The sequence below is a fragment of the Microtetraspora sp. AC03309 genome, assembly GCF_020826795.1.
GTDB classification, from domain to species: Bacteria; Actinomycetota; Actinomycetes; order Streptosporangiales; family Streptosporangiaceae; genus Microtetraspora; species Microtetraspora glauca.
In genome coordinates this window covers 1-12200 of sequence record NZ_JADDIL010000041.1, presented here as the reverse complement: position 1 = coordinate 12200, position 12200 = coordinate 1, and the positions used below count along the sequence as shown (strand labels likewise).

11 protein-coding genes are annotated in these 12200 nt (G+C 69.8%); 3 read left to right on the top strand and 8 right to left on the bottom strand.

The window, feature by feature from the left end; translation table 11 throughout:
• Nucleotides 1-3: 3 nt before the first annotated feature.
• On the bottom strand, nt 4-1311 hold the full coding sequence (locus tag IMZ11_RS23705) for a xylan 1,4-beta-xylosidase (protein ID WP_228644546.1): 1308 nt from the start codon (nt 1309-1311) through the stop codon (nt 4-6).
• 158 nt (nt 1312-1469) lie between these two features.
• Here IMZ11_RS23705 and IMZ11_RS46290 point away from each other — a divergent pair, with 158 nt between their 5' ends.
• On the top strand, nt 1470-2546 hold the full coding sequence (locus IMZ11_RS46290) for a GNAT family N-acetyltransferase (RefSeq protein WP_228644545.1): 1077 nt from the start codon (nt 1470-1472) through the stop codon (nt 2544-2546).
• Here the strand turns inward: IMZ11_RS46290 and IMZ11_RS23695 are convergent.
• Nucleotides 2533-3795 (bottom strand): cytochrome P450, encoded by a 1263-nt coding sequence (locus tag IMZ11_RS23695; protein WP_228644544.1) that lies wholly within the window; start codon nt 3793-3795, stop codon nt 2533-2535. The genes IMZ11_RS46290 and IMZ11_RS23695 overlap by 14 nt on opposite strands.
• Nucleotides 3796-3848: 53 nt before the next feature.
• On the opposite strand from IMZ11_RS23695, the gene IMZ11_RS23690 reads away from it, so the two are divergent.
• Entirely contained in the window at nt 3849-4976 is a 1128-nt protein-coding gene (locus tag IMZ11_RS23690) for a GNAT family N-acetyltransferase (RefSeq protein ID WP_228644543.1), read from the top strand.
• A 24-nt stretch (nt 4977-5000) separates the two neighbouring features.
• On the opposite strand, the gene IMZ11_RS23685 is transcribed toward IMZ11_RS23690, so the two are convergent.
• Complete coding sequence (locus tag IMZ11_RS23685) at nt 5001-5936, bottom strand: glycosyltransferase family A protein (RefSeq protein WP_228644542.1); 936 nt, start codon at nt 5934-5936, stop codon at nt 5001-5003.
• 133 nt (nt 5937-6069) lie between these two features.
• On the opposite strand from IMZ11_RS23685, the gene IMZ11_RS23680 reads away from it, so the two are divergent.
• Nucleotides 6070-6849: a polysaccharide deacetylase family protein gene (locus IMZ11_RS23680; RefSeq protein WP_228644541.1), complete on the top strand. Its 780-nt coding sequence runs from the start codon at nt 6070-6072 to the stop codon at nt 6847-6849.
• Nucleotides 6850-6871: 22 nt separating this feature from the next.
• Here the strand turns inward: IMZ11_RS23680 and IMZ11_RS23675 are convergent, their stop codons facing one another.
• From IMZ11_RS23675 to IMZ11_RS23655, 5 genes are all read right to left on the bottom strand, one after another.
• Entirely contained in the window at nt 6872-7807 is a 936-nt protein-coding gene (locus IMZ11_RS23675) for a glycosyltransferase family 2 protein (RefSeq protein WP_061255634.1), read from the bottom strand.
• Between the two features lie 27 nt (nt 7808-7834).
• Nucleotides 7835-9157 carry a xylan 1,4-beta-xylosidase gene (locus IMZ11_RS23670; RefSeq protein ID WP_228644540.1) on the bottom strand — a complete coding sequence of 441 codons (1323 nt, stop codon included), beginning with the start codon at nt 9155-9157 and terminating at the stop codon, nt 7835-7837.
• Nucleotides 9158-9306: 149 nt separating this feature from the next.
• Nucleotides 9307-10518 (bottom strand): cysteine--1-D-myo-inosityl 2-amino-2-deoxy-alpha-D-glucopyranoside ligase, encoded by a 1212-nt coding sequence (gene mshC / locus IMZ11_RS23665; RefSeq protein WP_228644539.1) that lies wholly within the window; start codon nt 10516-10518, stop codon nt 9307-9309.
• Nucleotides 10519-10564: 46 nt separating this feature from the next.
• Nucleotides 10565-11377: an NRDE family protein gene (locus tag IMZ11_RS23660; RefSeq protein WP_228644538.1), complete on the bottom strand. Its 813-nt coding sequence runs from the start codon at nt 11375-11377 to the stop codon at nt 10565-10567.
• 46 nt (nt 11378-11423) lie between these two features.
• Nucleotides 11424-12185: an SCO1664 family protein gene (locus IMZ11_RS23655; RefSeq protein ID WP_228644584.1), complete on the bottom strand. Its 762-nt coding sequence runs from the start codon at nt 12183-12185 to the stop codon at nt 11424-11426.
• Between the last annotated feature and the right edge of the window lie 15 nt (nt 12186-12200).

Sequence of the window (12200 nt, the reverse complement as noted above, 5' to 3'; positions counted from 1 at the left end):
CCGTCAGCGGTCCATCCAGCGCACCTCGTACGGCTCCAGCGTCACGGCGCCGCCGTCCACGCGCGCCGCGAGCCTGCCGTCCGTGGTGTTCACGACGACCATCCGGCCGTCCCGCGCCAGCACGCGCACCTGGGGGACGGAGACGTCCACCGCGACAAGCTCCGTCCCTTCGGGGAACCAGCGGGCGAAGTCCTGGAGCAACGCCAGGGACTCCGTGGGCGCGCCGTCGTCGCCGGACCACAGGCACAGCGGGCAGTCCCGGGTCTTCGGCCGATGCGTGTCCCAGTAGAGCGCGGTGTCCGCGCCGCTCTCCGCCAGCTCGATCAGCGCGACCGCCGTCACCGCCGTACGGCGCCGCTCGTCCCAGGTGAGCGCCGGGCACGAGCCGCCGGGCTCCAGGGAGGCGCAGGGCAGGGGATAGAACTCGGCCCACCACACGGGCAGGTCGGAGTGTCCGCGCAGCCACCTGGTCATCGCGCCGAATTTGCCGAGCGCGGTGAACTCGTCCGGCCGAGCCCGCCCGTCCTCGGAGGTCACCCCGCCGTCCACCACGACGAAGTCCGCGCCCCGCTTGTGGCGCAGCCAGTAGTCCACGGCCTTCAGCACCTTGCGGTCCACCGAGCCCCAGGGCCCCGCGACCTCGGAGGCGGCCGCGTCCCCGGCCCGGCTGGCCACCGGCACGTAGGGCCCGCCCACCTTGATCTCCGGGTTCACCGCCTTGAGCGCGTCGTACACCTGGTTGTAGAGCTCGGTGTAGGCGGCGGCGTTCCACTCCCGGCGCGGGCCGTCCCAGAACCCCTTGAACTCGTTCCACACGATGAAGTGGCGAACGTTCGGGTAGCGCCGGGCCATGGCGGCGGCGAGCCGGGCGAAGTCGGGGAAGTGCTCGTGGCGCGGCGCGATCTCCAGCAGGCTCCAGTCGGTGTCGCCGGAACGCCCGCCCTTCATCCAGTCGGGAGCGCAGCAGAGGGTGATGACAGGAGCGGCTCCGGTCTCCACCATGAGCCTGACCCGCTCGTCGAGCGAGGAGAAGTCGTACTCTCCCGGCTTCGGCTCCGGATTGCCCGCCCCGAACCCCATGATGTGCTGGTTCTGCACCACGGCCCGCGCGCCGAGCGCCTCACGCGCCCGTTCCGCCGCCGCGGGCCCGTCCTCGGTGACGCTGTACTGCGTGTGCGTCATCCCCCACCGGGGCCATCGTTCCGGCGTACGCGCCTGGTCGAAGGACAGCGGCGCCACCGCCACGGCCGGGCGCGGCGTGGGCTTGGCGCCGGAGCGCCGGGCGGCGGCTCCTCCCAGAATCGCGGCCATCGCGGCGACCATGATCACAATCAGGCCGAGGGCAAGCGGCCAACGAGGCAGCGCGATACCACTCGAATGCCGTCCCACGCGCGAAAGAATATCGATGCGAGATGGCCCTTGCGGGCGTTTGGGGTCGCTTATCGGGTTTAAAGCGAGATTATGGCGTGGTGCAGATTTCTGTGATCCACCCCAACGACCTCGGTGAGCCGGAACTCGACCGATGGCGAAAGTTCCAGGACGCGGATCCGGAGCAGGACAATCCCTTTCTCTCCCCCGAGTTCGTCCAGACCGTCGGGAGCCTTCGCCCATACGTGCGCGTCGCCGTCGTGAGCGACGGTTCCGGAATCGCGGGATTCTTTCCGTTCGAGAAACACCGCCTGGGCATCGGGCGGCCGGTCGGCGCGGGCCTCACCGATCTCCAGGGCATGGTGTACGCCCAGGGCCTCGAAATCGACGCCACCCGGTTGCTGCGCGCGAGTGGCCTCGCCACCTGGGAGTTCGACCACCTCCACGTCGGGCAGCCGATGTTCGTCCCCCATCACTCCGCCCGTTTCCCCTCGCCCGCCATCGACATCGGCGACGGGTTCGACGCCTACCTCGCCACGCTGCGGCGGCGCTCCCCCAAGACGCACAAGATGACGCGCTACCAGCGGGGACGGCTCGGCCGGGAGGTGGGCGAGGTCCGGCACGTCGCCGAGTCCTCCGACGGCGCGGCGCTGCGCGAACTGCTCGCCTGGAAGTCGGCCCAGTACCGCCGCACCGGCCGCATGGACCGGTTCGCGCATCCGTGGATCGTCGAGCTCGTGGAGCGGCTGCACGCGATCCGCACCGACCGGTTCGCCGGCAGCCTGTCCCTGCTGTACGCCGGGGAGCGGTTGATCGCCGGGCACTTCGGCGTGCGCACGGGGAGCCGGCTGTGCATGTGGTTCCCCACCTACGACGTGGAGTACGCGCGGTACTCCCCCGGCATGGTCATGCACCTGGACATCGCCAGGGACTTCGCCGCGACGGGGCTGACGCTGATCGACATGGGCCGGGGCGAGAAGGACTACAAGGAGAAGCTCAAGACCCACGACCTGGAGGTGGCCGAGGGCCGGGTGGCCCGCCTCTCACCGGCCGCGGGTCTGCACTGGCTGGCCAGCACGCCCGTACGGACGCTCCGCAACACGGTGCTGGCCAACCCTTTCCTGCGCGACAAGGCGGACCGCGTGCTCAAGGGCTACGCGCGGCTCACGAAAACGTGACGGGCAGCCGCCTGATCGCGTTGTTGAACGTGGACACCATGGGCTCGGGGGGCGCGGCGAGCCGGACGTCCGGCAGGCGGGTGAACAGTTCCTGGAAGAGCACGGTCAGCTCGCGCTTGGCCAGATGGGCGCCCAGGCAGTAGTGGGCGCCCGGACCACCGAAGGCGACGTGCGCGTTGGGGCCCCGCGAGATGTCGAAGACGCCGGGGTCGGTGAAGACCCGCTCGTCCCTGTTCGCCGAGTTGTAGAAGAGCACCACCTTGTCTCCGGGCGCCAGCCGCTGCCCGCGCAGCTCGTACTCCGCGGTGACGGTCCGCTGGAGCTGCGTGATGGGCGAGGCGTACCGCACGATCTCGTCCACGGCGCCCGGCATGTACCTGTCGTAGTCCGAGAGCAGCAGCTCGCGCTGGTCGGGATGCTCGCTGAGCAGCGCGAGGGCGTGTGACATGGTGTGCCCGGGGGTGTCGATGCCGGCCACCACGAGGAGCAGGAAGAACGCGCCCAGCTCCATGCCGGTCAGCCGCTCGCCCTCGACGTCGGCGCCCGCCAAGGCCGAGATGACGTCGTCGCCGGGCTCCTTCCTGCGCTCCCTGCCCAGCCGGATCACCAGGTTGCGCAGGCCGAAGGTGGCCCTGGTGTTCTTCGCCGCGTGCCGCAGCATGCCCTTGGGATCGCTGCGTACCGCCTGGTACTCCACCGTGTCGCGTACCCAGCGCAGGACCTGCGGGCGGTCGGCGTCCGGGATGCCCAGCAGGTCGCAGACGACATGGGTGGTGTACGTCTGCGTGACCAACTCGACGAAGTCGCCGGGACCGGCGGCGGCGAGGGCCGACACGGCCTCCTCCGCGCGACGCCGCATGTGCTCTTCCAGCCGCGCCATCATCCGGGGGGCGAAAGCCCTGGAGACGATGCGCCGCAACCGGGTGTGTTCGGGCGCGTCCTTGTTCTCCAAGGAGTCGCCATAGATGTATTTCACCCATTTGGGTGGTTCTGGATTAGTAACCGCTGGACTGTTGGCGAATACCGCGCCGTTCCTGCTCGCCTCGGTCACGTCCGCGTGGCGTACCAGTGCGTAGAAACCCTTGCCCGCGCGCGCCAAGGGAACCTTGGGCTGGGCGAAGAACAAAGGACGCTCCTGCTCCCTGAGCCACGCGAAAGCCTCGTGCCGCTCGGAGACGGGCCGCTCCCAGAAGTCCAGCTTCGCGATGTCGAGATCAGCGATGAGCTTCACTCCCAAAGGATCCCACATCGCGGCATTCTGGCGCCCTACAATGGGCATTCCCCCCGCCGCGAAAGGATCTCATGCAGATCTCGGTCATCCGCCCCCATGAGCTCGGCCCCGGCGAACAGGCGGAATGGCGGTCGATGCAGGACTCCCAACCTCATTTGGCCAGCCCGTTTCTGTCCCCGGAATTCACCATGGCCGTCGGCGAGGTGCGGGACGACGCGTTCGTCGCGGTGCTCACCGAGGGGAACGAGACCGTCGGCTTCTTCCCCTTCGAACGGCGCCCGCTCGGGGTGGGCAGGCCGATCGCCGGCTGGGTCTCGCTGGCGCAGGGGGTCGTCCACCGGCCCGGGGCGGGGTTCGACCCGGCGGCGCTGCTCCGCGGCTCCCGGTTGAACGTCTGGGAGTTCGAGTTCCTGGTCGGCGGGCAGCCCTGGTTCGCCCCGTTCGCGGCCGTCGAGGCGGAGTCGGTGCTCATCGACGTGGGCGGCGGCTACGACGACTACCTCGCGAAGGTGAAGGCCAACGCCCCCCGCACGCTGAAGATGGGCCTCTACCGCGAGCGCAAGCTCGGCCGCGACGTCGGGCCGCTGCGGGTGGAACTGCACAGCGCCGACATCGGCGACCTGCGCACGCTGATGCGGTGGAAGTCGAGCCAGTACCGCCGGATCGGCCGTCAGGACCGGTTCGGGCAGCCATGGGTGGTGGAGCTGGTCGAGCGGCTGCACGCCAGCCGGGCGCCGGGCTGCGCCGGGCTGCTGACCATGCTGTACGCCGGGGACGCGCCGATCGCCGGGCACATCGGCCTGCGCTCGGGCCCGCTCCTCGCCGGCTGGTTCCCCGCGTACGACGCCGAGTACTCCAAGTACTCCCCCGGGCTCGTCCAGCACCTGCTGATGGCCAAGGCCGCGGCGCAGGACGGGATCACCCAGATGGACTGGAGCGTCAGCAAGGGCGACGACTACAAGCAGAACCTGCGGACGAGCGGCCACATGGTGGGCGAGGGGTGCGTCCGCCGCCGCTCGGCGGGCGCCGCGTTGCACTGGGTCAGGAACTCACCGATGCGCGGGGCGAAGCAGTACATCCTGGACCGGCCCCGCCTGTACGGCATCGCGGACCGGGTGCTTCGACGTTACGGGAACCTGCGCGGGAAGACCGCGGCGCAGCCGCGCGGCGAGGGCGGCGCGACGGAGTCGGCGGGATGAGCGGGAGAACGGGATGACGCCGGTTCAGCTGGTGGCGCCGGCGGCGGTGAGCCGCGCGAGCACCCAGGACCGGCTGACCGCGTGCAGGGCCATCGCCGCGACCACGTAGGAGCGGATCTCGAGCGGGCTGGCGCGAAACGCCCGGGAGGCCCAGCGCAGCGACTCCCTCCGCTCACCCAGCATCCCCTTGGACAGGGCGATCTGCCCGGCCAGCCTGGCATACCCCCGGCGCACCCCCGAGAACGCGGGGTATTCGGCGAGCAGCCACTCCAGCGCCTCGGCGATGACCGCCCAGTTGCCGGTGAAGTGCGAGGTGCGCCCCTGCACCCGGACCTGCACCCCGACCTGGCGCACGTACACCACGGGGGAATGCCCCGCCATGCGCAGCAGGATCTCGTAGTCCTCCGCGAACCCGCCGGGGATCTCCTCGGAGAACATCCCCACGGAGCCGAGCAGCAGCTCACGGCGGACCACGAACGAGGAGGGCGAGGCCTCCTTCACCCGGGAGCGCAGCAGGTCGGAGAACGTGATCTCCGGTTTGTCCCAGACGCACTCGGAGGTCCAGCCGTCGTGGATCGTGACGGCGCCGCAGGCCACGGACCCCGCCTCGGGACGCCGTACGAGCTCGGCCACCTGCGCGGTCAGCTTGCCGGGCAACCAGGAGTCGTCGTCGTCGCAGAACCCGACCAGGTCGGACTCGGTGGCGAGGATCCCGGCGTTCCTGCAGGCCGAGGAGCCTGCGGGCCGGTCGCTGAGCATGACGCGCACCTCGCGCGTCGGCCCGTCTCCCAGCTCGGTGAGGCTCTCGTCGGGCACGGCGCGGTCGAACACCACCATGATGGTGATCGGGCCCGCGTAATCCTGATGAACGATCGAGTCCACCGCCTCCCGCAGGAGCTCGGCACGGTCCCCTCGAGTGCAGATGACAGCCGCCACCGAAGGCAGGCGCTGTTCGCTCATGACCGTGATCGTAGCAGCGCACCCTGTTATTCATGGGGTTTGCGGGAACGTGCGGCTTTCGCCGCGAAGCATCCTGGTCACGATGCGATCACGAACTCGAAGGCCGAGTAAATGAATTCTCTAGACTTCTTGCGTGCCTGCGATCTGGATGTACCACTCAATCGATCACTACACGTACGATCCCTACACCCTGACTGTCACTCCGGAGAATTTCGAGTCGCAGATCAGATGGATCTACAAGCAGGACAAACGCGGTGTCACGATGCGGGAGCTGCTCTCCGCCGACGACCCGAGCGGCATGATCGCGCTCACGTTCGACGACGGTTACGTCGATTTCATGGAGCAGGCGCTCCCGATCCTCCGGCGGTACGACTTCACCGCGAGCCTGTACATCGTGTCGGGGCTGCTCAGCCAGTTCAACAAATGGGATCAGCCCGGCCCGCGCAAGGAGCTGATGGGCGCCGACCACCTCCGCGAGGCCGCCGACGCCGGGATGGAGATCGCGTCCCACGGGCTGACCCACACCTCGCTGACCACGCTGGACGACCAGGTACTGGCGGACGAGCTGTCCCGCAGCCGCGAGATCCTGCGGGACATCACCGGCCAGCCCGCCGACGGCATCTGCTATCCGTACGGCGCCGCCGACGTCCGCGTCCTGGACGCGGTCCGGGCCGCCGGTTACACCTACGGCTGCGTGACGGTCGATCCGTACCGCGACCAGGGGCCCTACGCCTTCACCAGGGCCTGCATCGGCGACGGGTTCGGCTCGCTCCGGCTGCACGCCGCCCCGGCGGAGAAGTGGCTGCGCACCATGGTCCGGCGGATCCGCCCGGTCCGTACGGCGGGGCACATCGGGGCGATACCGCCGCTGATCGACGGCATCGCCCGGATCGCGGACAGCGTGCACATCTAGACACGCGCTCCGGAGCGTACCCCTAGGAAGTGGCCCCGATGGCGTCGAGGCGGCGCTGGACCCACGACCTGCTCACCGCGCGCATCGCCAGCGCCGTCACGACGTACGACCGGATCTCCAGCGGGCTGGCGAGGAAGGCGCGCACGGCCCAGCGCATGGCGGTGCCGCGCCGGCCGAGCATGCCCCAGGCGAGGCTGATCTGGCCCGCGATGCGGGCGAACCCGCGGCGCTCCGACCTGAACTCGGGGTAGGCGTCGAGCAGCCACTCGTTCGCCGACGCGATGGTCTCCCAGTTCCCGGTGAAGTGCGACGTCCGGCCGTGACCGCGGACCCGGACCCCCACCTCGTGCGCGTAGACGATGGGCGAGTGCCGCGCGGCGCGCAGCAGCATCTCGTAGTCCTCGGCGAACCCGCCGGGGATCTCCTCGGAGAACAGTCCGATCGGGCCGAGCAGCGCGCTGCGGTAGGCGAGGAAGGAGTCGGTGTTCGCCTCCTTCACCCGGGAGACGAGCAGGTCGGCGTGCGCGATCTGCGGCTTGGACCACATGCACTCCGCGGACCATCCGTCGTACGTCGTGATCGCCCCGCAGGAGGCGAACAACGCGCGGGGCCGCGACCGCAGGGCGGTGACCTGGCTCCTGAGCTTGCCGGGCAACCAGGAGTCGTCGTCGTCGCAGAACCCGACCAGGTCGGACTCGGTGGCGAGGATCCCGGCGTTCCTGCTCGCGGAGGAGCCGGGAGGCCGGTCGCTGAGCATGACGCGCACCTCGCGCATCGGCCCGTCTCCCAGCTCGGTGAGGCTCTCGTCGGGCTCGGCGCGGTCGAATACCACCATTACATTGATTCGACCCGGATAGTCCTGGGCGACGATCGACTCGATCGCCTCCCGGAGAAAGTCGGCGCGGTCACCGCGAGTGGTGATGACGGCCGCAACGGAAGGCCAATTGTGGTCGCTCATGCTGAAAAATGCTACCTGAGCGGATTATCACCCGCGGGAAATCCAGCGCACCTCATAAGGCGACAGATCGACCTCTTTTCCATCGACCGTGGCTTTGACCGCTTTGTCCTGTGTGTTCACCACGACGATCCGCGCCTGCTGGGCGAGCGCCAGTACGGACGAGGGCGCGACGTCGACCGGCACCGTCTTGGTGCCCTGCGGGAACGATCGGGCGAATTCCTGCAGGAGGCGGAGCAGCGCGGTGGGCTTTCCGCCCCCGCCCGCGCGCGGACTCGTCCACAGACAGCCCTCGGGGCACTCCTCGCCCTCCTCCTGGCGGCTCCAGTAGAGGGCGGCGGCCGTCCGGCTGCGGGCGAACTCCATCATCGCGGCGGCGTGCACGGCGAGCCGCTTATTCTCCGGCCAGCCCGAGTCGGCCGGCTCGGCGTACCACTCCGCCCACCAGATCGGCAGGTCGGTGTGCCGGCGCAGCCACCCGTTGACGGCGGAGAACTTCTTCAGCGCGCCGAACTCGTCGGGGACCAGCCCTTTGTCGCTCTCGGACGTCCCGTCGACGACGATGAAGTCCGCGCCCTTGTTGTGCCTGATCCAGTAACGCAGGGCGTCGAGCACCCGCTGGTCCACGTTGCCCCAGTCGCCGTGCAACTCCGACGGCGCGTCGAAGCCGCCGAGCGCGGGATAGGGGCCGCCGACCTCGATCTTCGGATTGACGTCCTTCAGCGCTTTGTAGACCCGGTTGTACATGTCGGTGTAACCCTCGTAGTTCCACCGATGCTTGTCCTCGTCGAAGAAACCCTTGAGCTCGTTCCACACGATGAAGTGGGTGACGTCCGGGTATCTCCTGGCGACCTTGGCCGCCAGGTCGGCGAAGTCCTGGTAGTGACCGGGAAGCGGCGCCGCCTCGATCCGGTTCCAGTCGGTTTCGCCCGGCGATCCGCCCTTCATCCAGTCGGGCGCGCAGCACAGCGTGATGACGGGGATGCCGCGGGTCTTACGGATCAGCTCTATCCGGTCGTCCAGGCTGGCGAAGTCGTACTTGCCCGGACTGGGCTCGGGGTTGAGCGCGCCGAACCCCATGATGTGCTGGTTCTGCAGGACGCGCTTCTCGGCGATCGCGTTGCGCACCGTCCTGAGCGCCGGCTGCCGACCGTAGTCGACGGTGTACTGCGTGTGGGTGAACCCGAAGACCGGCCACGTGGACGCGGTCGCCGCCGCCTCGGTGGCGGTGACCTCCGTCGTGGAGACCGCCCGGCTGGACGTGCCGTTTCCCAGCGTGCACGCGATGAGGATCAGCCCCATAAGCGTCGCACCGGCGGCGGTGCCGGCCCATCGGCGGAATCGAACACGCACGGTGTCTCCCCTTTGAGCCGGCTCACACCCGGAGCCCCCCGGTCTCCGATCAACGCTATAGCACTCCTCACGGAAGCAGCCAAGGTTGAGACGGGCCTGAGAAAATCTTGAAAATCAGCTGACTGTCGGCGGTTCCGCCCGCGCGGTCGTCACAGGGCGATCCCGAGCAGCGCGTCGGCGACGTCCCTCACCAGATCCGGGGCCTCCGTGTCGGTGCCCTCCTCGCCGGCCCACCGGTCGATCGCCTGCAGCGCTCCCGGCGCGTCCAGGTCGGCGGCGATCCGCTCCCTGACCTGGTCGAGCACGGCCCGCCCGTCCGGACCCGAGGGACGGGCGACGGCCGACCGCCACCGCGCCAACCTGGCCTCGGCCTCGGCGAGCTGGTCCGGGGTCCACTCCCAGTCGGACCGGTAGTGCCGGTCCAGCAGCGCGAGCCGTACGGCCATGGGATCGGCGACCTGGCGCAGCTTGGAGACGAAGACGAGGTTGCCCTTGGACTTGGACATCTTCTCGCCGTCCAGCGCGACCATCCCGGCGTGGACGTACGCGCGGGCGAACGGCCACTCGCCGGTCGCCACATGCCCCTCGCAGGCGCCCATCTCGTGGTGCGGGAAGATCAGGTCGGAGCCGCCGCCGGCCACGTCGAACCCGGTGCCGAGGTTCGCCAGCGCGATCGCCGTGCACTCGACGTGCCAGCCGGGACGGCCCGGGCCGAACGGAGAGGGCCACGACGGCTCGCCCGGACGGTGGCCACGCCACAGCAGCCAGTCGAGCGGGTGGCGCTTGCCCTCGCGGCCGGGGTCGCCGCCGCGCTCGCCGAACAGCTCCAGCATCTGCTCCTCGGAATAGCCGGAGACCGCGCCGAACTTGGGCGCCGCCGCCACCGAGAAGTACACGTCGTCGTCGAGGCGGTAGGTCGCGCCCCGGTCGCCGAGCCTGGCGATCAGCTCCACGACCTGGTCGACGACCTCGGTCACCCCGACGTACTCGCGGGGCGGGACGACGCGGAGCGCCTCCATGTCGGTGCGGAAGAGCTCGATCTCGCGCTCGGCGAGCTCCTGCCAGTCGACACCCGTCGCCTCGGCGCGTTCCAGCAGCGGATCGTCGACGTCCGTGGAGTTCTGGGTGTAGTGGACCTCGTGGCCCGCGTCCCGCCACGCCCGGTTCACCAGGTCGAAGGCGAGGTAGGTGTTGGCGTGCCCCAGGTGGGTCGCGTCATAGGGCGTGATGCCGCAGACGTACATCCTGGCCTCGCTCTGCGGCCTGGTCCCACGGACCTCACGCGCGGCGGTGTCGTACAGGCGGAGAGGGAGGCCCGAACCGGGCAGCTTGGGGATGTTCGGAGCAGACCACGATCGCATGAACCGAGCCTATCCGCGCCGGGGAGAGCTCGGATCACCCGGGCGGTTATCCGACATATCTCCCACGCTTCATCGGGTGGGGCCGGTCACCCGTCTCGATCTGATGCCAGGACGAGGGATCTCCGGGAACCGGGCAGAAGTCGTAGCGGACGCCCTCGTCGGCCAGGGCGATCAGCGTGATCGAGAGCGACCCGAAGATCTGGCCGTCCTCGGTCGTCGCCCGGAACACCAGGGCCCGGGGATCGTCCAGGGCCAGCCCGTCTCCCGACGCCAGGGGAAGCCATTCGCCCCAGAACCTGGTGGGGGACCCGGAGCCCATCCGCGCCGGCCGTGCGGCCGCCGCGAACCGGGGCCGAAACCAGGAGACGCGCGGATTGTCCTCGCACTGCTCCCAGCCGCAGTTGACGATCATGTGCACGCCCGCGGGGAGCTTCTCCTCCGACACCCGCTCGCCGTTCCAGCTCCACAGCCGAACGCCGTCGATGCCGCCCACGACGAGATGGAAGGGATCGTAGGAGGTGAGATCCAGCCGCGGCAGCTCTCCCGCCGCGGCGGCGCGGAGCGGAAGGTCGCCCCGGGAGCGGCGGACGTCCTCCGGCGCCGCGATCCCCTGCCCGTTCAGCAGGGCGGCCACCCGCCGGGAAGCCGGATCGACGGCCAGCCAGGTGCCGCCCGCCCGCAGGTCACGCCCGCCGATCAGGCCGGGGTGGTCCGGCCAGTGCCGGGCCGGGGACATCCACTGCCGCGCCACGAACTCGTCCCTGACACCCACGAGAACCACCGGCACGCGGGCCTCGGGGTCCACGCTGACGATCACCGTACACAATGCCCGTTCCCTCCAGAATCGGTAGAGACTCATGCAGAGTGCATGGTTTCAAGCGATTTGCACAAGTATCCGGGGTGTTTCAGATCGGTGGCCACGGAACCGCCGGCCAGTCCTCGGACGGGTATGGATGCGTCCCGGCGTCGATCAGCCGCCGGACCCGCTCCCATGTCGCCTCCACCTCGGACTGGGTGAGGAGCTCCCGCAGGCGCCGCCCCAGGCGTCCGCGGTCGATCTCGCCTTCCAGATGGACCAGGACGGAGACCGCCTCGCGGGAGAGGGGCTTGCCGCGCCACTGCCACAGCACGGTGCGGAGCTTGTCCTCAACCGAGAAGCAGACCCCGTGGTCGACGCCGTAGATGTGCCCGTCGGGCAGCGGCAGCAGGTGCCCGCCCTTGCGGTCGGCGTTGTTGACGACGGCGTCGAAGACGGCCATGCGGCGCAGCGCGGGGGTCCGGCCGCGTACCAGGGAGATGAGGTCGGCCTCCGGGTCGGTGTCGATCCACAGCTGGACCATCCCCGGCCCGAACGGGCCGTCGCGATAGACCGTCGGCGGGACGATCCGCCACCCGGTGGCCGCCGCCACCTCGTAGGCCGCGACCTCGCGGGCGGCCAGTGTGCCGTCGGGGAAGTCCCACAGCGGCCGCTCGCCGCGGACCGGCTTGTACACGCACGCGGCGACGATCTCACCCAGACGAATCGAACAGTAGAGCGTCATGTTGGTGGCCTCGACCAGGCGGCCCGCCACGTCCAGCGCGCCGTCGCGCAGCAGGCGAAGCGCCGTGGCGTCGTCCAGCCCGGCACCCTCCTGCGTGCTCACGGCCGGATCGCTCTCCGCTGTCATCCGGCCCTCCCGCCC